General features: G+C 66.5%; 21 protein-coding genes. 11 read left to right on the forward strand and 10 right to left on the reverse strand.

The window, feature by feature from the left end; translation table 11 throughout:
* Window positions 1–5 precede the first annotated feature (5 nt).
* The 8 genes from rfbB to ACE3O8_RS04050 form a co-directional block, all read right to left on the reverse strand.
* On the reverse strand, window positions 6–1,103 hold the full coding sequence (rfbB, locus tag ACE3O8_RS04015; protein WP_374387031.1) for a dTDP-glucose 4,6-dehydratase: 1,098 nt from the start codon (window positions 1,101–1,103) through the stop codon (window positions 6–8).
* Window positions 1,103–1,966 (reverse strand): dTDP-4-dehydrorhamnose reductase, encoded by an 864-nt coding sequence (gene rfbD, locus ACE3O8_RS04020; protein WP_374387033.1) that lies wholly within the window; start codon window positions 1,964–1,966, stop codon window positions 1,103–1,105. The genes rfbB and rfbD overlap by 1 nt, the downstream gene beginning before the upstream one ends.
* Window positions 1,963–2,511 (reverse strand): dTDP-4-dehydrorhamnose 3,5-epimerase, encoded by a 549-nt coding sequence (gene rfbC, locus ACE3O8_RS04025; RefSeq protein WP_374387035.1) that lies wholly within the window; start codon window positions 2,509–2,511, stop codon window positions 1,963–1,965. The genes rfbD and rfbC overlap by 4 nt, the downstream gene beginning before the upstream one ends.
* Complete coding sequence (gene rfbA / locus ACE3O8_RS04030) at window positions 2,508–3,383, reverse strand: glucose-1-phosphate thymidylyltransferase RfbA (protein ID WP_374387038.1); 876 nt, start codon at window positions 3,381–3,383, stop codon at window positions 2,508–2,510. Before rfbA ends, rfbC begins: the two co-directional genes overlap by 4 nt.
* A 92-nt stretch (window positions 3,384–3,475) precedes the next feature.
* Complete coding sequence (locus tag ACE3O8_RS04035) at window positions 3,476–4,546, reverse strand: hypothetical protein (protein ID WP_374387040.1); 1,071 nt, start codon at window positions 4,544–4,546, stop codon at window positions 3,476–3,478.
* Window positions 4,547–4,589: 43 nt separating this feature from the next.
* The gene (locus ACE3O8_RS04040) at window positions 4,590–5,672 is read right to left on the reverse strand and encodes a glycosyltransferase family 2 protein (RefSeq protein WP_374387043.1); all 1,083 of its coding nucleotides are present in this window, start codon (window positions 5,670–5,672) and stop codon (window positions 4,590–4,592) included.
* 2 nt (window positions 5,673–5,674) lie between these two features.
* Complete coding sequence (locus tag ACE3O8_RS04045; RefSeq protein ID WP_374387046.1) at window positions 5,675–6,628, reverse strand: glycosyltransferase family 2 protein; 954 nt, start codon at window positions 6,626–6,628, stop codon at window positions 5,675–5,677.
* Between the two features lie 30 nt (window positions 6,629–6,658).
* Window positions 6,659–7,960, reverse strand: a complete 1,302-nt coding sequence (locus ACE3O8_RS04050; protein ID WP_374387048.1) for an AAA family ATPase — start codon at window positions 7,958–7,960, stop codon at window positions 6,659–6,661.
* A 406-nt stretch (window positions 7,961–8,366) separates the two neighbouring features.
* Between ACE3O8_RS04050 and ACE3O8_RS04055 the strand changes: the two genes are divergently transcribed.
* Genes ACE3O8_RS04055 through epsI form a run of 6 tightly spaced genes read left to right on the forward strand, consistent with a single transcriptional unit; the run spans window position 8,367 to window position 14,508 of the window.
* Window positions 8,367–9,740 (forward strand): hypothetical protein, encoded by a 1,374-nt coding sequence (locus ACE3O8_RS04055; protein ID WP_374387050.1) that lies wholly within the window; start codon window positions 8,367–8,369, stop codon window positions 9,738–9,740.
* Between the two features lie 53 nt (window positions 9,741–9,793).
* Window positions 9,794–10,609: a polysaccharide biosynthesis/export family protein gene (locus ACE3O8_RS04060; RefSeq protein ID WP_374387052.1), complete on the forward strand. Its 816-nt coding sequence runs from the start codon at window positions 9,794–9,796 to the stop codon at window positions 10,607–10,609.
* Between the two features lie 13 nt (window positions 10,610–10,622).
* Complete coding sequence (locus ACE3O8_RS04065) at window positions 10,623–12,020, forward strand: Wzz/FepE/Etk N-terminal domain-containing protein (protein ID WP_374387055.1); 1,398 nt, start codon at window positions 10,623–10,625, stop codon at window positions 12,018–12,020.
* Between the two features lie 2 nt (window positions 12,021–12,022).
* A complete protein-coding gene (locus ACE3O8_RS04070; protein WP_374387058.1) occupies window positions 12,023–12,898 on the forward strand; it encodes a hypothetical protein in 876 nt (291 codons plus the stop codon).
* Between the two features lie 22 nt (window positions 12,899–12,920).
* Window positions 12,921–13,823, forward strand: a complete 903-nt coding sequence (gene xrtV, locus ACE3O8_RS04075) for an exosortase V (RefSeq protein ID WP_374387060.1) — start codon at window positions 12,921–12,923, stop codon at window positions 13,821–13,823.
* Window positions 13,807–14,508, forward strand: coding sequence for an exosortase-associated protein EpsI, V-type (epsI, locus tag ACE3O8_RS04080; RefSeq protein ID WP_374387063.1), 702 nt, complete (start codon window positions 13,807–13,809; stop codon window positions 14,506–14,508). Before xrtV ends, epsI begins: the two co-directional genes overlap by 17 nt.
* A gap of 35 nt (window positions 14,509–14,543) precedes the next feature.
* Here the strand turns inward: epsI and ACE3O8_RS04085 are convergent, their stop codons facing one another.
* Complete coding sequence (locus ACE3O8_RS04085) at window positions 14,544–14,807, reverse strand: XrtV sorting system accessory protein (RefSeq protein WP_374387065.1); 264 nt, start codon at window positions 14,805–14,807, stop codon at window positions 14,544–14,546.
* Between the two features lie 140 nt (window positions 14,808–14,947).
* On the opposite strand from ACE3O8_RS04085, the gene ACE3O8_RS04090 reads away from it, so the two are divergent.
* On the forward strand, window positions 14,948–16,423 hold the full coding sequence (locus ACE3O8_RS04090) for an undecaprenyl-phosphate glucose phosphotransferase (RefSeq protein ID WP_374387067.1): 1,476 nt from the start codon (window positions 14,948–14,950) through the stop codon (window positions 16,421–16,423).
* Here the strand turns inward: ACE3O8_RS04090 and ACE3O8_RS04095 are convergent.
* Entirely contained in the window at window positions 16,420–17,781 is a 1,362-nt protein-coding gene (locus ACE3O8_RS04095) for a deoxyribodipyrimidine photo-lyase (protein ID WP_374387069.1), read from the reverse strand. The genes ACE3O8_RS04090 and ACE3O8_RS04095 overlap by 4 nt on opposite strands.
* Window positions 17,782–17,837: 56 nt before the next feature.
* Here ACE3O8_RS04095 and ACE3O8_RS04100 point away from each other — a divergent pair, with 56 nt between their 5' ends.
* The 4 genes from ACE3O8_RS04100 to ACE3O8_RS04115 all read left to right on the forward strand — a co-directional run.
* Complete coding sequence (locus tag ACE3O8_RS04100; RefSeq protein WP_374387071.1) at window positions 17,838–18,704, forward strand: D-amino-acid transaminase; 867 nt, start codon at window positions 17,838–17,840, stop codon at window positions 18,702–18,704.
* A 45-nt stretch (window positions 18,705–18,749) separates the two neighbouring features.
* Window positions 18,750–19,163 carry an acyl-CoA thioesterase gene (locus tag ACE3O8_RS04105; RefSeq protein ID WP_374387073.1) on the forward strand — a complete coding sequence of 138 codons (414 nt, stop codon included), beginning with the start codon at window positions 18,750–18,752 and terminating at the stop codon, window positions 19,161–19,163.
* 148 nt (window positions 19,164–19,311) lie between these two features.
* Window positions 19,312–19,629, forward strand: coding sequence for a UrcA family protein (locus tag ACE3O8_RS04110; protein WP_374387075.1), 318 nt, complete (start codon window positions 19,312–19,314; stop codon window positions 19,627–19,629).
* A gap of 101 nt (window positions 19,630–19,730) precedes the next feature.
* Window positions 19,731–20,615, forward strand: an 885-nt coding sequence (locus ACE3O8_RS04115) for a transcriptional regulator (RefSeq protein ID WP_374387077.1), incomplete at its 3' end; no start/stop codon positions are given.

The raw sequence follows: 20,615 nt of genomic DNA on the forward strand, positions 1-20,615 counted from the left end.
CGGCCCTACCGGGCGGCTGCCCGCTTGTCGTAATTGGCCTTCACCCAATCCATGTAGCTGCCGTCGAGGATCCCGCGCCACCAGCCCTCATGGTCCAGATACCATTTCAGGGTCTGCGCAAATCCGCTCTCGAAGCTGTGCTGCGGGTGATAGCCCAGCTCGGCCGTCGCCTTGCTGCAATCGATGGCGTAGCGGCGGTCGTGGCCGGGGCGGTCGGTCACGAAGCTCTTCAGCGTCGCCGTCGGCTGGCCCTTGGCTGCGGGCGCGTCGGGGAAGCGGGCCGCAAGGCCGGGGTCGGCCGCAAAGGCCGCATCCACCGCGGCGCACAGCGTGTCGATCACGGTCAGGTTCGGAAGCTCCGCGCCTCCGCCGATGTTGTAGGTCTCGCCCGGCCGCCCCTTGTCGATGACGGCAGCGATACCCCGGCAATGATCCTCCACATGCAGCCAGTCCCGCACCTGCATGCCATCGCCATAGATGGGCAGGTGCCTGCCGTGCAGGGCGTTGATGATGAACAGCGGGATCAGCTTTTCCGGGAAGTGGAACGGCCCATAGTTGTTGGAGCAGTTCGACGTCGTCGTGTTCAGCCCATAGGTGTGGTGATAGGCGCGAACCAGATGGTCCGACGCCGCCTTCGACGCAGAATAGGGCGAGTTCGGCGCATAGGGCGTGTCTTCGCGGAAGGCGGGATCGTTCGGCCCCAGCGTGCCATAGACCTCGTCGGTCGACACATGGTGGAAGCGGTGCGGCCTGCCCGTATCCACCCATTGTTTCCGGGCCACCTTCAGCAGTGCGTGGGTTCCAAGCACATTGGCGTCGATGAAGGCATCCGGCCCAAGGATGGAGCGGTCCACATGGCTTTCGGCGGCGAAATGCACGATCGTGTCGATCCCGCGCGTCTGCACCAGGTCTGTCACCAGGGCCTCGTCGCGGATGTCGCCCACCACCAGCTCGGCGGGCAGGCCATCCAGGTTCGCGCGGTTTCCGGCGTAGGTCAGCAGGTCCAGCACCGTCACCCGGTCGCCCGGCCGCGTCGCTGTCCAGTGCGCCACGAAGTTGGAGCCGATGAAGCCAGCCCCACCCGTCACCAGAAGCGATGCCATCAGCCCAGTTCCTTCATCTCCGCGAGCGCCTGTTTCAGCTCGTCGCGCCAGTGGGCCGCAGGCCCCGTGATCGCCCAGCTCGATCCCTTGTCGAGCACGCTCATGGCGGGACGCCGGGCCGGGGTGGGATAGTCGCTCGTCCGGATCGGCACAACCGGGATGCGCCGGTCGAGCAGGCCGATCGCCAACGCTTCGTCGCGGATGGCCACGGCAAAATCATACCAGCTGGCGACGCCCGCGTCCGTCCAGTGGAAGATCCCGGCGGCCCCGGCCGCATCCAGCGCCCAAATGGCGCGCGCAAGGCCGGCGGCGTGGGTGGGGGTGCCCACCTGGTCCGCCACCACCCGCAACTCGTCGCGCTCACGCATCAGGCGCAACATGGTGCGGACGAAATTATTGCCCTGCGCGGCATAGACCCAGGCCGTGCGCACGATCAGCGCCTTCGGGTGCGCCGCCGCCACCTGTCGCTCTCCGGACAGTTTCGTGGTTCCATAGGCCCCGATGGGGTTGGGCGCGGCATCGGGCGCATAGGGCAGGGCGGACATGCCATCGAACACGAAGTCGGTGGAGACATGCACGAAGCGCGCGCCCGCGCGGGCGGCCGCCGCAGCCAGCCGCCCGGCCGCCGTTCCGTTCACTGCCTCGGCTGCTTCCAGGTCCGTCTCGGCCTTGTCCACCTGCGTATAGGCGGCGGCGTTCACCACCAGGCCCGGCGCTGCGGATGCGACGACGGCGGACACCTTTGAATCGTCCAGAATGTCGAACTCGCCCTCCGGCGGCGCAATGATGGTGACGCCTGCCGGGGCAGTCGCCTGAAGCGCACGCCCAAGCTGGCCGGCGGCGCCTGCGATCAGCACTTTCATGCGAAGAGCTCCGCATCCGCCAGCAGCGGGGCAGCCGCGTCCTTGGCCGCCAGCTGCGGTTCGCCCATCTCTTCAAGCGGCCAGTCGATCCCGATGGCGGGATCGTTCCAGCGCAGCGCCCGATCCGACTGCGGATGCCACAGCGTCGTGCATTTGTAGCAGAAGTCCGCCACGTCTGAGAGGACGGTGAAGCCGTGCGCGAAGCCGGGCGGAACAAACAGCATCTGCTGGCTCTCGTCGGTCAGCACGGCGCCCACCCAGCGGCCGAACGTCGGGGAAGAGCGGCGAATATCGACCGCCACGTCGAATACCCGCCCGCGTGCCACCCGCACCAGTTTACCCTGCGGCTCGACCAGCTGATAATGCAGCCCGCGCAACACGCCCCGCACCGAGCGGCTCTGATTGTCCTGCCGCCATTCGGTGGGAAGCCCGGCGTCCGCGAACACACGCGAATTGAAGGTTTCCAGGAAGAAGCCGCGCTCGTCTCCGAACACCCGCGGCGTCAGCAGCTTGACCTCTGGTATGGCGAGTGCTTCGACCTTCACCGGCCCCGCTCCAGCTGCGCCAGCAGATATTCGCCATAGCCGCTCTTGCGCAGCGGTTCCGCAATGCGCCGAAGCTGCGCGTCGTCGATGAAGCCCTGCCGCCAGGCGATCTCCTCGGGGCAGCACACCTTCAGGCCCTGCCGCTCCTCGATGATCCGCACATACAGCGCGGCATCCAGCAGGCTGCCGTGGGTTCCGGTGTCGAGCCAGGCATAGCCGCGGCCCATCAGCTCCACGTTCAGTTCGCCGGCCTCGAGGTAAAGGCGGTTCAGATCGGTGATCTCCAGCTCGCCCCGCGCGGACGGCTTCACCTTCCGGGCCAGCTCCACCGCGCGGCCATCATAGAAATAGAGCCCGGTGACGGCGAAATTGCTCTTCGGCTGAAGCGGCTTTTCCTCGATCGTCTCGGCCCGACCGTCGCCGTCGAAGCTGACAACGCCATAGGCCTGCGGGTCCTTCACCCAATAGCCGAACACGGTTGCGCCGTCTTCACGTGCGTCTGCGCGATGGAGGAGATCCGGAAGGCCATGACCATAGAAGATGTTGTCGCCCAGGATCAGGGCCGACGGACCGTCGCCCACGAACTCCGCGCCGATGTGATAGGCCTGCGCCAGCCCCTTCGGTTCGGGCTGCACGGCATAGGTGAGCGAAAGGCCCCAGTCGCGCCCGTCGCCCAGCAGGTTGCGGAACGCCGCCTGATCCTGCGGGGTGGTGATGATCAGGATTTCGCGCATCCCCGCCAGCATCAGCACCGACAGCGGGTAATAGATCATCGGCTTGTCATAGACAGGCATCAACTGTTTCGAGACCGGCTTGGTCAGCGGATAGAGCCGCGTGCCCGATCCGCCCGCCAGGATGATTCCCTTGCGCACTCAAGATCCTTTCAAGGGTCCCGCAGACGCCGGGGGCCCGTATTGCCTGCATTCCGGGTGGAGCGGACAGGCCGCCCCGCCCGTCCGTTCGTTCAGCCCGCCGGTGTCTGCGCAGGGGCCGCTGCCGGCTCAGCAGCGGGTGGCGCGGCGGTTGCCGCCTCCATGCCCGTGCCGGCGGCAGGGGCTTCGCCCGCAAGTTCCAGCGGGGTGGGCTTGGCAGCCGCGGCCTTGCCGTCCTTTGCCTTGGCGGGCGCCCAGCCGTCCTGGAACTTCACGCGCTCCGCCTGGGATTTCTTCTGCCGGTCCACTTCGGCCTTCAGGGCGTTCTGGATGCGTTCATTGCGCAGGAAATTCACTGCGAATTCCCGCGCCTTGTCGCCCGTGAAGGGCTGCACATTTGTGTCCTTCACCTGGTTCACCAACACAACGGGGGCTGGCGCGCCCTGCGGACGGGTCGCAAACATGAACAGCTCGTCCGGCTTCTTGGCCAGCACCGAGGTCACTTCCTTCACGAAGGCCGGGTTCGCGCCAAGCGAATCCAGCGAAGCCGGCTGGCGGCGGAAGGGAATGTTGTTGGCCGTCAGGATCTGTTCCACCTCGGCCATCGTGGTCGCGCCTTCCAGCCCCAGCTTGTCGATGTTGGCGGGGCGCAGGAACTGGATCTGATCCAGGATGAAGAAGGTGCGGTTGGCAAACAGATAGGGGTTTTCACCGATGAACTTGTCCGCCTCGTCGCGCGTGGGCGTCACCACCTTGGCGGCGATGTCACGCGCCAGCGCCTGCACGCGCAGTTGTTCTTCGGCGCGCCGTTCCTGCAGCAGGAATTCGGGCTTCTTGTTCAGCTCGCGCTCTTCCGCGGCCTTCGCCAGCATCCGCCGCGTGATGATGTTCTCCAGCGCCAGCTTCTCGGCTTCCCGCCGCGACATGGATGGCGGGATGGGGGTGCCGGCCAGCTCGGCATTCACTTCCAGCACGGTGATTTCCTGCCCGTCCAGCGTCGCCACAACCTGGCCCTTGGGCTCGCCGCCGCCGCCGATCCCCAGCTTGTCGCAGGCCGTCAGCGCCAGCGCCGCGGTCGCCACTAGCAGGATGGTCCGTACGCGCCTCTGCATCGAATGTCCGCTTTGCCCCTCCACACCGGGCAGTTCCGTGCGCTTCGTCATCTGGTCGTCCCTCTTTTCCTTGGGGTGTATGCCGGCCGCTCAATCAGTCGAAGCTCATGCCCAGCATGGCCCGCGTCATGGCGGCTGCCTTCTTCGGCTGGCGCCGGATCAGGCGCCTGAAAATCTGGCCCATGGCCAGCGGATACTGCAGCGGCCACAGCAACGGGAAGTTGCGGCGATAGAAGAGGATCCGGCTGCGGATCAGATAATATTCCGACGCATCCGAACGCTGGCCCTTCTTGCCGGACGAGCCGATGGAGCCGCCTTCCTTGTGATAGATGATCGCGCCATGGGCGAAGGCGATCGCGAACCGGCCCCGGTTCCGGACGGACCAGTCCATTTCCTCGAAATAGAGGAAATAGCTTTCCTCCATATAGCCGACCGTCTCCAGGAAGGCGCGGCTGACCGCGATCGAGGCGCCCAGCACGAAGTCCGTTTCCCGCGCCACCTTGCGTGGATCGAACGGGCGCGTCACCGGCACATTGGATCCGATCCCGCGGGATTGCCCCGTCAGCAGCTTGAACCGCTGCCCGTTCAGCGCCTGCCAGACGCCAGGGCGGTGGTAATAGCGCACCTGGGTGCCGCACATGCCCACCTTGTGCGTGGCGTTCATCCGCGTCACCAGCGCCCCGGGCGCGCCCGGATCGACCACGGTGTCGTTGTTCAGGCACCAGCAGTAGGCGATCGAGGGGTCCTGCAGCGCAAAGCGCATCCCGAGGTTGTTGCCGCCCGAAAATCCCCTGTTCTCACCGGCCACGACCAGCGCGACCTGCTCGTCGCCGGGCGTCGCCGTCTCGATCTCGTGCGGCTCGATCACGCGCAGCTTCACGGGCTTGGACAGTGGCGGATTGGTCAGTCGCTTCAGCGGCCCCAGCGGCGGTTCATACGGCTCTGCGCCGGAAGCCCAGGCCTTCAGATGCTCCACCGTGCCGTCAGTCGAGCCATTGTCGACCACGATGATGCGCGTCTTTTCCTCTGCGCGGAGCAGCGATTCCAGGCACTCGATGGTGTCGGCATGGCGGTTCCAGTTCACCAGGATCACGGCCAGCCGCGCCCGCCTGTCCCCCTGGGTGCGCGCGCCGGCCCCCTGCGACCCTTGCTTCAGCGAGAGATTGAGATCGTTCACGTTCAACTGTTCCAGTTCACAAGAGCCAGCTGGTCGCCTGCCCGGGCCTTCCGGGAGAGGTCCAGCATGTCAAGCGCGCGCTGCCAGCGCAACTGCATCAGCAGGCGCAAACCACGGGCGCGGTTGCCGATTCCCGTGACCCGCCGGGAAAACAGCATCATCGGGGCATGGGCCAGCCCGGAAACGGCCATGGCCGCCGCCCGCAGATCCCACAGGATCAGAGGCCGACCGCGTTCCATATGCTGGGTGAAGGCCTGGTGGGCCACCCGCCCGAACTTGCGGCGGATATCGTCCATGTTCGTCCGCGCGGGATGGAAGGCCAGCATGCGCGGCGCATAGCGGGTGCGGATTCCCATGGCATGGGCCCGCTCCCCGAAGGCGCGATCCTCTGGCTTGTCGATCCCGTCGAACGGGCCGGCCCTGTCGAAGACGGTTCGGGTCATGATCAGGTTGGCCGTGACGGAATAATGTTTCTTGTTGATGTAATTCTTCTGCCGGAAGGAAAAGACGCTCTCGAATGCCTCCACATCGGTCATCTGCTTGCGGTCGCCCACGTCGATGCGGACGTCGCCACCGAACAGCGCCAGCGGATTGCGCCCCACCGCCTTCAGCCCCGCCTTCAGCCAGCCCGGCGCGACCCGCACATCGGCATCAACGAAGGCCAGGATGTCTGCCCGCGCGGCGCGGACGCCCGTGTTGCGGGCAGGCCCCGGCCCGGGCTGCCGCTCGATCAGGAAGCGCACGCCCGGCCATGTCGCTTCCAGCAACCGCATCGGAAGCCGGGAGCCGTTGTCCACCACGATGATCTCGAACCAGCCATAGTCAAGCGTCTGCGCGGCCACGGACTGCAGGCATTTCACCAGCAGTTCCGGCGTGTTGAAATGAGGGATGATCACCGACGCGCGCGGCGGCCCCAATGTCTTCAGCAGCTGGTCGGGGTTGGCCGACCATCGCATCGAAGGCTGAGGCTGCGCGGGCTTCATGGCTCAGCGACCGGCCCGCGCCAGGGCTGCCGACAGCCCCAGAAGCTGGGCGAGGCCCTGCGTCCGGAAGCGGTAGCGCGGCTCGCGCCCGTCGAGGCCATCTTCCCGGTCGAACAGGTCGATCTCGCCGGTGAAGCCATCCAGCGTGCGCCGGATCGTCGAAGTGTCGGCGCCATTCGCCTCGGCGGCCACATCGTGCAGGCCGAACCAGCCGTCCGGCGTGCCTGAGGCCCGGGCGGCGGCGATCAGCATCGGCCAGGCGCCCCGCACCTCCGGCCGGGCAAGCTGCGACTGCACCCGGCGCGGCAGGCCCGCATTCCATTCGGCAAGAACCGCTTCCGTGCCGGCGATCACATCGGGGCCGCTCACCTGGTCGCGCCGCTCGTCCAGCGTGCGGCCGGCCGCGCGATTGCCCAGCAGGCGCACCAGATAGGGGGAGCCCGCCGACATCTTCACGATCAGGTTGCGCGCGTCCGGCCCGAAGGTCAGGCCCGTCGCATCTTCCGCCCTCGCAAGGATCTCCGACAGTTCCGGTTCCGACATCGGGCCCACCGCAAGGCCGACGATGTTGCGCCGGATCGAGGGCGTGAAGCCGATCAGTTCGTCGAGGTTCGAGGCGACGCCCGTCAGCACGAGCTGCACCCGCGCCGCCCGGTCGGACAGGTTCTTGATCAGTTCGGCCACGTCCCGCCGGAAGGCCGGGTCGGCGACGCGGTCATATTCGTCCAGCACCAGGATCACCCGTGTGCCAACGATCTTCTGGAACAGGTCCGCCAGTTCGCGGGGATCGACCGGCTGTTCGTCCAGCAGGTCTGCAAAGCTGCGGTTGTGCTCCGTCTCGTCTGCCGTGGGTGAAATATCGGCATGATAAAGCAGCGGAATTTCCGACGCGAAGGTGCGGAACATGTCGTCGAAGCGCGCTTCGACGCCGCAGCTGCCATAGAGCACCAGATAGCGCGCCTCGCGCGCGGTTTCCGCGAACACATGGACAAGGCTCGTCTTGCCGATCCCGCGCTCGCCATACAGCACCACATGGGCGCGCTGCTGCTCGATCGCCGCGATCAGCGCCGCCAGCGTGTCGATCCGCCCGGCCAGCCGCTCACGGCTGGTGACGGGCTGCGATGCGGACAGCGCATCGGCCAGCGCCAGGCGCGCCCGCGCCGGAGACCGGGCGTGCATGCCCTGTGCGGCATCCCCGATGTCGTCGGTTGCGTCCACGGCGAAGCGCGGCAATCCGGCGCTGGCACCCGGGGCGGGCGGCGCGTCTTTCTGGCCCAGTCCGAACCTGTCTCGCCTGAAAATCATCGGGGGCAGCCCCCCGCGCAACGCACAGGCCGTTGCGCCCCCGCTTCTGTCCGTCCCGCCACGGTCAACGTCGCTCCTGTTCTCTGGCCCGGCCCTGACCCGCCTTGTGGACGGATCCCGGCCCGGCTCCTTCCGGGTTTTCCGACGCCCCGGCACCTGTCGCTGATGCCACGGACTGCCGCAGGGCCATAGCCCATAACGGCAACATGCAACAGTCTTTCGCCTTTCACCTGGCCTCGGCCCTTTGATTTGCAGTTTCGGCAACTGTAAGGAACATCAAGTGTTAGGCTGGCTTTGTCGATTGGTTAATGCAAGTGCCGCGTCATCTGACCGTCACTTGCGCTGGCCAGAAAGTTAACGCAAAGCCCGTAGGATAGAAGCGGGCGTGACAATGCAGGGAGGCTGCGTGACGAAGGGGTTCAGCGCGAAGATGGCATCCGGGATCGGGAACAGCGCCGGAAGATGGCGGGATCGGTCGCTTCGCGTGGGTCGCACGGGGTTCCTTGCGGGGCTCGCGATCGCGGCTGCGCCGCTGATGGCGCAAATTGCCCCGCCGGTGCAGAGGATCCAGCCGCCCGAAGGCGCGGTGATCGATGATCCGAACCGGGTGTTCGGCGATGATGCCGATGTCTTCGCGCCGCTGGCGATCGTGGGCGCCCTGGGCCTGAACGGATATGCCGGCCTCACCACCGAATACAGCGACAATGTCGCCCGCTTGCGGGAGGGGCAGCCTCTTTCGTCGCGCTTCACGTCGAAGGATGACTGGATCTTCCGTCCGACGGTGGGCCTCACCTTTGAACGGCCGATCGGCCGCAACCGGATTTTCGGCACGGCGTCCGTTGGCCGCACGATATATGCGAACAACAGCCAGCTGAATTCCAATCGCTACGGTCTTTCGGGCGGCGCGGCCATCGGCCTCGGCCAGGCCTGTTCGGCCCAGCTGAAGGCGGCATGGAGCCGGCGCGACACGCAACTCGGCAACTTCGAGGAAGTCGTCGCGTCCCAGCAGGGGCGCACCTCCTTTGGCGGAAGCGTCGGCTGCAGCACGATCACGGGCATTTCGGGCACTGTGGGGTATAACCGCAGCGCCGTGAACAACTATTCCGACGATCCCACCGTCGATCGCAGCTTCGCCGACGTCCGGTCCGAGATCGTGTCCGGAAACATCGGCTATCGCGTAGGGCTTCGCGGCCAGGTTGGTGTTTCCGCGAGCTGGGCGGAAAACAGCTATCCCAACCAGATCATCGGCGGCGTCACCAACAGCAACAAGATCCGGACGTTCGCCGGGTTCGCCAGCTATCGCGTCGGCAACACGATGAATGTCTCGGGCTCGCTGGGCCGCACGAACCTGTCGTCCAGCATTCCCGGCTCGACCGATTTCACCGGCATGAACTGGAATCTGGCGCTGGGCTATGCCGGCCCCCGTATCGGCGCCAATGTCAGCACGGGGCAGGGTGTGAACGGCGGGCAGGGATCGTCGGCGAACTATTCCATCCAGCGCTATGTGAACTTCAGCACCACCTATCGCGCCAACGACCGGCTGCGGTTCGCGGCCGGCTATTCGCATTCGAACGCGGACTTCCGCGGAAACTCGGCAATCCCCGAGACGGAGATCGCCAACAGCAACACGAACGACCGCTTCTTCATCGGAAGCGACTACGCGCTTAACCGTCTTCTTCGGCTCGGCCTTGATTTTAACCATCAACGCCGCTCGTCCAGCCCGGAGGATTACAGCTACAAGGTCAACAGCCTGGTCTTTTCCATCCGGGGCAGCTTCTGATGCTGCGATCAAGGATGCCGCGGCCCCATGGCCGAATTTCTGGAGGCGAACGTATGAAGGCTCTTTTCCTCGCCGCGACGACGCTGGCACTTGCAGCGCAACCGGTGGCACTGAAGGCGCAGGAAGCTGCGGCGGCGCCCGCGCCGATGCAGGCTGCTTCGCCGATCATCTCGCCTGCCTATGTGCTGGGGCCGAACGACGCCGTTTCGGTGGTGGTCTATGGCCAGTCCGAATTCAACGTATCCACCCGCGTGAAGCCTGATGGCACCATCGTCATGCCGCTGATCGGCAAGGTGCAGGCAGAGGGCAAGACGGTGATTACCCTGGCGGATGAAATCAGCCGCCGGCTGGTGCAGGGCAATTTCCTGAAGGATCCGATCGTCAACATCGAGATCACGGAACATGCCTCCAGCTACGTCCGGGTGATCGGAAAGGTGGGCTCGCCGGGCATGGTTCCGCTGGATCGCTCGAACCGGCTGATGGACGTGCTTCTGCGGGCCGGCTGGGTGCAGGAAGTCGGCAACGACACCGTCACCCTGCGCCGCGTCGACGGACAGGAGCAGAAGATCAACACCGAGGATCTGGCCCTCGGCAAGGTGCCCGACGTGCTGCTGCAGAAGGGCGACGTCATCGTCGTGCCGGAAGCGGAGGTCGTCTATCTCACCGGCGCCGTCGCCCGCCCGGGCACCTACCCGCTGAAGCGGGACATGACCATGAACGAGCTGCTTGCCATGGCCGGGGGCGTCGGGCCGACCGGCTCGGACGGCAAGTTCGGCCTGAAGCGCGGCGACGCCAAGGAAACCAGCATTGGCGGAACCGAAAAGCTCAAGGCGGGCGATGTCGTCCGCGTCAAAGAGCGAATGTTCTGAGGAGGCCGGCGCGATGAGCATTGTCCAGTTCCTGCGAATTCTCCTTGCCCGGTGGAAGCTGATCCTCGGCACCACGCTGGCCTGTCTTGTGGTGGCGAGCACGATCGCCATGCTGCTACCCAAGCGCTATCCGGCGACTGCCCGGGTGCTGATGGACGTGCGGCAGGACCCCGTGACCGGCGAAGTGCTGATCGCCCGCGGCAGCGGTTATCTCGGCACCCAGATCGCGATCATCCGCGACATGCGGGTGGCCGGGTCCGTCGTCGACCGGCTGAACCTCACCACCGATCCCGGCCTCATCGCCCGCTATGAATCGACCGGCCGTTCGGCGGAAGACGGCGGCATGCGCGCCTGGCTCGGCCAGCAGATCATCGACGGCACCAGCGCCGCGATGGTCGGGGGCTCGAACATCCTCGAAATCACCTACCAGTCCGACGATCCGGACCGGGCGAAACAGGTGGTGGGCGTGATCCGCGAAGCCTATATCCAGGAATCGCTGCGCCTGCGCACCGATCCCGCCGGCCGCACCGGCACCTGGTTCAAGGAACAGACGGATGCGGCCCGCAAGGATCTCGCCACGGCGGAAGCGGCGCTCTCCGACTTCATGTCGAAGAACAACATCATCCTCGTCGGCGGCATGGACAGCGAAACGGCGAAGCTCGCCTCGCTGCAGCAGGCGCTGCAACAGGCCCAGGCGATGGAAAGCTCCAACACCATCACCTCGTCCACCCGGCTCGCCAATGATCCGGTCGCGGATCAGCTGTCGGTCCAGCTTGCCCAGATCGAGGACGAACTGGCGCTGGCGGGCGCACGCCTCGGTACCGCCCACCCCACCTACAAGGCGATCCTGGCGCGCCGGAACACCGTGCAGAACCAGATGAGCCAGGCGCGCGCCCGTTCCCAGCAGAGCGTGTCCCAGCTGACCGGCGCGGCGCGCCAGTCGGTCGCGGAGCTGACGCGGGAAGTGGAAACCCAGTCGAAGGTCGTGCTTCAGCGCAAGCCGGTTCTGGACGAGCTCGTCCGCCTCTCGCGTGAGGTGGATCTGAAGCGCACCCAGTATGAGGAAGCGAACAAGCGCACCGGCGAACTCCAGCTGGCGTCGGAACAGTCGGAACCGGGCATCACGGTGATGGGCGACCCGACCGCGTCGCGCACGCCTTCGTGGCCGAAGGTCAACCAGGTGATCCTGCTGTCGGGTGTCCTGGGCTTCGGTCTGGGGCTTGTGGCAGCGCTGATCGCGGAATTCATCGCACGGCGTGTTCGCGGGCATGAGGACCTGGCCTTTGCGTCCGGGGCGCCTGTCCTCGCGATCGTGGGCGCCGCCCCTCCGTCGCCGCTGCGCCAGTCGATCCGCAAACTCCTCGGCCGCCGCTCTCCGCAAGAGCCCGACGCCGACCTGCAGGCGATCTGAACATGACCGAACTCGACGCCACCCAGAACCGCCTGCCGGTCGATCCCGGCCTTGCCGACGCCCTGTTGAAGACAGGCGCGCTCACCGACGACGAAGCGCGCGCCGTTTCCGAGCATCAGGCCAGGACCGGCCTGTCGTTCGACGAAGCCGCCGTTGCGCTGTCGCTGGCGACCGAAGAGGACATCGTGCTGGCCCGCCAGGCTTTGCAGGGCAGCCTCGCGATGCAGCTCGCGCCGTCTGCTGCGGTTTCCGATGAAGTGGTGGTGCTGTCGGACCCGACAAGCCCTGACGCAGAGGCGCTGCGCCTTTTGCGGACCCAGATCATCGCCCAGCATGTCGGCGCCGGACGTCGTGCCTTCGCTGTCTGCGGCGCGACCGACGGGGCAGGTGCATCCTATATCGCCGCCAATCTCGCGGTCGCGCTGTCCCAGGTGGGCATCAAGACGCTGCTGGTCGATGCGAACCTCAGGAACCCGCGGATCGACGCCGTGTTCGGGATCGATCCGAACGGCCCCGGGCTCTCCACCTATCTCTCGCTGGAAGTGAACCGGCCGGAACGGGTGGTCTATCCCAATGTGTTGCCGAACCTGTCTGTGGTGCCCGCCGGCCCGCCGGTCGGCCGCCCGCAGGAACTTCTGTCAGGTGCGCGTTTCCGCACCGGTGTCGACATCCTCTTGCGCCAGCACGATGTCGCGATCTTCGACACGCCTGCCACGAACGAGAACAGCGACGCGCTCACCGTCGCCGGCGTGCTGGGCTATGCGCTTGTCGTCGCCCGCCGGAACCATGCCTTCGTGAAGGATGTGCAGACGCTGTCGTCCCAGCTTTCTGCCGCCCGCGCGAACGTGATCGGGTCCGTGCTGAACGAATATATCTGACGCGGCGGGACAGGGGCGCGCGATGACGGCAGCATTGCCGATCCAGAAAAGCGAGGCGGTGGCGTTCGCCAGGCGCTATCCGCTGCTCGTCCTCGCCCTGCTGCTGACCGTGCTGCCGACGCTCTACGCCATGGCGACACAGAGCTGGTCGACGGAATCCGGCGTGCATGGCCCGCTGGTGCTGGCGACGGCGGTGTGGCTGATCTGGCGCAACTGGGAGTCGATCCTGGCGGAAGCGCGGCCCGGCAACATGTGGCTGGCCGTGCCTGTGCTGGTGACGATGGCGCTGGCCTATGTGTTCGGCCGTGCCTTCAATTTCCTGATGATCGAGGTGACGGCCCTGCTGGTCGCGCTTGTCGCGGTCGCCTATGCCTTCGTCGGCCACAAGGTGCTGATGAAGCTGTGGTTTCCGCTCGTCTATATGCTGTTCCTGATCCCGCTGCCGGGCTGGATGATGGACACGATCACCCAGCCGCTGAAGATCCTGGTGTCCGACATCACCACCTGGCTCCTGTCGGCGGTGGGCTACCCGATCACCCAGGTCGGCGTCACCATCTACATCGCCCAGTATCAGCTTCTGGTGGAGGATGCCTGCGCGGGCCTGAACTCCCTCATCAGCCTCACGGCCGTCGGGCTTTTCTATATCTATCTCATGCACAACGCTTCGTGGCGCTATTCGCTGCTGTTGCTGTTCCTGCTGCTGCCGATCGCGATCGCCGCCAACGTGGTTCGCGTCATCATCCTGGTGCTGCTCACCTATTATGCCGGGAACGAGGTGGCGCAGGGCTATCTGCACGACTTCGCCGGCATCGTCACATTCGTTTCGGCGCTGCTGCTGATCTTCGGGATCGACAAGCTGCTCAGCCCGATCCGCCGCCGCCTGACGGACGGGCCAAAGGGGGGGAACCATGCTGAAGCGGCGTGATCTCCTGCTGGGCCTTCCCCTGCTGGCGGCCGCCGGCGGCGCGTTCGCGCTGACGCCGCGCAACCGGCTGAACCTGCTGGGCGACAAGAAGCTGGAAAAGGCCGTTCCGCTGAAGATCGGCAGCTGGTCGGTCACGCCGTCGAACGCGGTCATCCTGCCGGATTCGCAGGAAGGCTCTCTGTCCGCGCGCATCTACGACCAGACGGTCAGCCGGCTCTATACCTCTGACAGCGACCTGCCGGTGATGATGGTGATCGCCTATGGCAGCACCCAGTCGGATCAGCTTCAGCTGCACCGGCCGGAAGCCTGTTACACCGCCGTCGGTTTCCAGATCACCGAGGCGCGGGCGGTGAAGGTGCCCGTCACGCCTGCGGCCAAGCTGCCCGCCCGCGAACTCGTCGCCTCAAACAACGAGCGGACGGAGCCGATCCTCTACTGGACCCGCATCGGCGACTATCTGCCGGTGAACGGCACCGAGCAGCGCACGATGAAGCTCCGGTCGGAATTCCGGGGCTATGTGGCCGACGGCGTGCTGGTGCGCCTGTCGACCGTCGGCGAGCCGTCGGAAGAGACGTTCGGCGCGCTGCAGCGCTTCGCTGCGGCGATGCTGCTGGCTATCGATCCGGTTGCTTTGCCGGCCCTCGTCGGCCGGCCGCTTGCCGCAGAGATCAAGGGAAGCGCCTGATGCCGCCGTCGCCAGCTGCACGGCGATCCGGCCGCTCAGTCCCCGAATTTGCCGAACGGCTTCAGGAAATACTGGATGAAGCCCAGGATGGCCGCGATCCCCGTGACCGCCACGATGTGCAGCAGGGTGTTGCTGTCGTCGATTGCCTTGTTGCCGACCTGGTTGATCACCGCGCATCCCACGGACGCCGCGAAATAGGGCCACATCTGATCCCGTTCCGGGCCGACGGATCGTTGGAGGAACAGAACGATCAGGCCGGCAAAGATCGCCACCGTCACCCAGTCGTACACCGTTTCCATTCCGCGAACCTCCCCCTGGTACAACGGGTCGGCACTCGAACTCCGTTCCCGACCGGCACAAGCCATGCCCCGCGAAAGTCCGTTCCGCAAGGGGGCAAGAATGGTGAACTGGCGAAGGTCGCAGCCCGGCGGGCGGCGGCATGAACGAGATCGGGCATCCCGGCGCCGATCGGATGAAAGCCCTGGCGGCGACGGCCGGCCAGCGGGCTTCCGTGCCGATCGACCTTGTCATCTTCGCCGTTCGCGTGCTGGAATTCCTCACCGTGATCGGTGCCGGCATCCTTGCGCTGACGCTGTGGTCGGAACGGATCTTCTCCGGCGACGCGCCTGTCTATGGCCGCACGATGCTGGCCGGCGCCCTCATCTTCGCGCTCGTCGCCGAAATCATGGGCAGCTACGATGTCGATTGCCACTTCTCCATGCGCAAGTCGTGGGAACGGGTGCTGGGCTCCTGGATGGTGACCGGGCTGTTCCTCGTCACCATCGGCTTCCTGCTGAAGGTATCGGAGGAGTTCTCGCGCGGATGGGCCATCACCTGGTTCGTCACAGCCGCCGTGATGCTGGCCGGCACCCGCGCCGCGATGACGTTGTGGATCCGCCGCCTGAAGGGGCAGGGCGTGTTCAACAGCCGGGTCGCCATCTACGGGGCGTCGGCGCAGGGCCAGAAGCTCGCCCAGTATATCCGTGGCAACTCCAAGCTCACCATCAGCCTTGTCGGCTTCTTCGACGACCGGCGGGACGGCCGCGTGCCGATCCTGGTGGATGACCTGCCCGTCTTCGGCACGACGGACGATCTCGTCGCCATGATCCGCGACGATCTGATCGACCAGGTGATCGTGGCACTGCCCTGGTCCGCCGAGACGCGCATTCAGCAGGTCGTGCAGAAACTGGCGCTCACGCCGGTCCGGATCCGCCTTGCCCCCGATCTGGCGAACTTTGCCTTCGCGCACCGGCCGCTCGTGCTGCTGGGTGACATGCCGGTGATCACCCTGTTCGAACGGCCGATTTCGGGCACCGACGCGATCGTGAAGCGGGCAGAGGATCTGGTGCTGACGATCGGCATCCTGCTGTTCGTGTGGCCGATCATGCTGCTGGCGGCGCTGGCTGTGAAGCTGGACAGCCCCGGCCCGATCTTTTTCCGGCAGCCGCGCGAAGGCTTCAACAACCAGCGGTTCGACGTGCTGAAGTTCCGGTCGATGACGCACGACGAATGCCAGACGGACGGCATCCGGCAGGCCACACGCGACGACAAACGCGTCACCCGCGTCGGCCGGTTCATCCGCGCCACCTCGATCGACGAACTGCCGCAGCTGTTCAACGTGCTGAAGGGCGACATGTCGCTTGTCGGGCCGCGCCCGCATGCGCCCTCCACCCGGGCCGCCGGCCGCCCCTTCCACGAGGTGGTGCAGACCTATGCGGCCCGCCACAAGGTGAAACCGGGCATCACCGGCTGGGCGCAGGCCTGCGGCTGGCGCGGCGAAACGGATACCGAGGAAAAGCTGGTCAAGCGCCTCGAGCATGATCTCTATTACATCGAGAACTGGTCGGTGACGTTCGACCTCTACATCCTGGTGCGGACGGCGTTTGCGGTGATCTTCCCGAAAAACGCCTTCTAGGCGCGATCCTTCAGCGCTTCATAGGCCGCAAGCGCCCGGTTCCGGGCCCAGCCATGATCCACGACCGGCGGCGGATAGCCATTGAAGCCATTCTCGAAGGGGCCATGCACGGCATCCCCGTGCAACCCGGCGAGTTCCGGCACCCACTGGCGGATATAGGCGCCGGCATCGAACTTTCCCGATTGGCCGATGGGCGCGAAGATCCGGTAATAGGGCGCGGAATCGACGCCCGACCCCATCACCCACTGCCAGCCCATCGCATTGTTGGCGAGGTCGGCATCCACCAGCGTGTCCCAGAACCAGCGCTCGCCTTCGCGCCAGTCGATCATCAGATGCTTGGTCAGCACGCTCGCCGCCACCATTCGCACGCGATTGTGCATCCAACCCGTGGCCCACAATTGCCGCATGCCGGCATCGACCAGCGGGTAACCCGTCCGCCCCCGCTGCCAGGCCTTCAGCAGCGCGCGACCCTCGCCGCCGGTCACGTCCGTCCATGCCATGCGGTCGAATTCTGCCCGGTGGGGGCGGGATGCGGATTTCGGGAACTGCTCGAGGTTCTCCAGCGCGAAATCCCGCCAGGCCAGTTGCCTCAGCCAAGGCTCGGCGCCGTCGTTCCCGATGGCCGAATGCCAGGCATCTGCGGCCGAGATCTCCCCGAAATGCAGGTGCGGCGAAAGCCGGGATGTCGCCTCTTCCGAAGGGAAATCCCGCCTGTCCCGATAGCGGGGAAGCCTTGGCAGGAAATCCGCCATTCCGGCCTGCGCCCCGGTCTCGCCCGGTTGCCACATATCGAATCCCAGTGCCCAGTCCGGCGCGGTCGGCAGCAGATTCCACGAGGCAAGCGCTTCACCTGCCGGCATGGGCGCGAAATCCAGCCGCGCGGGGGCAGGGCAGGGCAGTGGCGGATCGCCATGGCCCTGCAAGGCGCGCCAGAAGGGCGTGAACACCCGGAACCGGCCGCCGTCTTTCGTCCGCAACAGGCCTGTCGGCACCAGGCTGTTGCCCTCGTGCAGGTGCAGGCGGGGGATGGCCGCCTCGATGATCGGCCACCAGGGTTCGCTTTGGCGGATGGCATGCACCGCCGCTGCGCCCGTTTCCGCCGCCAGCCTTGCAATCGCGTCCCCGGCGGGGCCGCGCAGCAGCAGCAGGCGGCCGCCCAGCGCGCGCAGGCTTTCATCCAGCGCCGCGAGACTGTGGTGCAGCCACCAGCGGGACGCGCCGCCGGGTTGCCGGATGATGCGGCTTTCATCCAGGACGAAAACGGGAATGACCGGACCGGCGGCTGCGGCTGCGCGCAGGGCAGCCTGATCGCGCAGGCGAAGATCCTGCCGGAACCAGATGATCTGTGGGGCGGCCATGTCTTTCCATGGCGCGAATGATTGCGCCTGCCAAGCGGCCCGCGTAAGCGGGGCCCATGCCCGCAGTCGCCTATGTGAACGGCCGATATGGCCCCATCGCCGAAGCCGGCGTCTCGGTCGAGGACCGGGGCTTCCAGTTCGCCGACAGCCTCTATGAAGTCGTCGCTGTCCTGAACGGCCGATTCCTCGACTGGGAGAAGCACCTGTGGCGGCTGCGGCGCGGCCTGTCTGCCCTGTTCATCGAGGGGCTTCCGTCGGATGCGGCACTGGCGCACATCGCCCGCCGCCTCGTGGGCCTCAGCCGCTATGCAGATGGCCTCCTCTATATCCAGGTCAGCCGGGGCGCCGGGCGCAGGGACCATCCCTTTCCATCGGACACGCCGGCCACGCTTGTGCTGACCATGCGGCGGTTCGATTTCCGGCAGCGGCTGCCCCAGCTGGAAACGGGCGTTCCGGCGATCAGCGTTCCAGATCAGCGCTGGGCCCGCTGCGACCTGAAGACCACGGGCCTGCTGCCCGCCGTCCTCGCCAAACAGGAGGCCCGCGCGGCGGGCGCGTTCGAGGCCCTGTTTGTGAAGGACGGTACGGTCACCGAAGGTGGTTCCACCAACATCTACATGGTGACGGCCGATGGCGTGATCGTCACCCACCCGCTGTCAGCCCGGATTCTGCCCGGCATCGCGCGCGACACGCTTCTCGATCTCGCGCGGGAGGCGCAGATGAAGGTGGAGGAGCGCCCCTTCACCATCGAGGAGGCGCGGGCGGCGCCTGAACTGTTCCTCACGTCCACCACGGCGCCGATCCTGCCGATCGTCCGGCTGGATGGCGGGGCGGTCGGCACCGGTCGCCCCGGCCCGGTCACGGCGCGGCTGGGCCAGCTGGCCTGGGCCGAAATCGGTCGGCAGACGGGATGGAAACCCTGATCCTGTCTTGTGCAGCGCAGCGCAAATGCGTTACCTTGCCGAAACATGACCGCCTGCGCCCACCCCATCCATCATCATGCCATCCGGATCATTCCGGAGGACATTGATTTCATGGGCCATGTGAACAACGCCGTGTATCTGAAATGGGTTCAGGATGCGGTGATCAGCTATTGGCAGACCGTCGCGCCGGCCGAGGCCGTCGCCAAGCATCTGTGGGTCGCGCTGAAGCATGAAATCACCTATCGCGCCCCGGCCTTCCTGGATGACGCGGTGCTCGCCGATGTGGTGGCGACCGGCGTTCAGGGGAGCCGCGCCTTTTTCACCACGATGATCCAGCGCGGAGACACGATCCTGGCCGAAGTCAGGTCCAGCTGGTGCTGCATCGACGTGGCGACCCGCCGCCCGGCCCGCATCGCCCGGGATCTCGCCGCCCGCTTCCTGCCCGACTGGCCCGCCTGACCCGCCCGACGGGGCTGGTGATCGGCACTTCATCGGCATTTCATCAGCGCCGGTCACCGCATCATCAGCCGGGCGCCATGTCGCCAACCCCTTCTTCCATGGGAGCTTTCCCTCAGCCGGCCCGATGCCGGCCGCAAGGGAGAGTGACATGCGCAACCTGATCCTCATCGCGGCGCTGCTGGGAAGCCCGGCGCTGGCGCAACAACCCATCCGCCTTGGCAATGGCGATTATCTGGCCCGCATCAGCTATCAGGAGCTGAAGGCGCCGGAAGGGCGCGCGCGGCTGATGGCGGCGGTGCAGCGCGCGGCGGCCACGATCTGCCGGGATGTCCGCCCGCGCAGCGACGCACGGGCTTGCGAAGCCCGCATCGTCAACCGGGCGGAGGCGGATTCGCTGCCGCAGGTGGCCGATGCTCTGCGCCTCGCCCGCGTGGAGGCCCGGAACGTGCAGATGGCGTCTCGCTGAGCCGGCCGCCCGCGGTGGCGAACGGGGCCTTGGCTGCGGGCACGCCTCTCCTCTATCCTCTGTCCGGCCAGAGGGCCGATGCTGGGAGGAAGGGCAGGGGCGTGGATCTCGCGAGCGAACCGGACTTTGAACTGGGCAACTTGCGCGTTTCCCCCAGCACGCGGGAGATCTTCGCCCCGTCCGGGCGCGAACTGCTCGAGCCGCGCGTGATGATGGTGCTGACGGCGCTCGCCGCCGCGGGCGGCCACACCGTGTCGCGAGAGGCGCTTATCGATCGCTGCTGGGACGGCTTGATCGTTGGCGACGATGCCATCAACCGCGTGATCGGCCGGTTGCGCAAGCTTGCCGCCGCCAGCGGCGCGTTCGAGATCGAGACCATTACCAAGGTCGGCTACCGGCTGCGCGAAAGCGGCGCCGTCCGGCCTTCGGGTGCGGGGCAGGTGGAGGCAGCACCGGCGCCGCCGCGAAAAGCCCTCCTCTGGCCGCTGCTGATCGTCGCGACGATCGCGACCCTTCTGATCGCGGCCGGTCTGGTCTGGCGGAGCCGGGAGGAAGCGGCCCGAGCCGAGCCGGGGGACATGGCGGCAGCAGAGCTGATCGAGAATGGCCGCCGCGCCATACAGGAACATACACCGGAACGGCAGGATCAGGGCATCGCGATGCTGCGCGAGGCGGTGGTGCTGTCGCCCCGGTCCGCAGAAGCCTGGGGCGCGCTTGCGCTCGGCTATGTCCATACGCTCACCCGCCACCCGCACGACAGGCAGCCCGAAGTCGAACGGCAGGCGGAGGCAGCCGCCGCCCGCGCGCTCGCGCTCGATCCGCAGGAGCCGATGGCGCTGGCGGCGCGCGCGCGCATGTTGCCGCTCTATGGGCACTGGCTTCAGCGGGAACGCGCCGAACTCGACGCCCTTCAGGCAGCCGATGGGGCGCTGAAGGATGATTTCCGGGGCCGCTTCCTGCTGATGACGGGGCGGATGGGCGAGGTG

It is taken from the genome of Sandaracinobacter sp., assembly GCF_041909755.1.
GTDB lineage: Bacteria > Pseudomonadota > Alphaproteobacteria > Sphingomonadales > Sphingomonadaceae > Sandaracinobacteroides.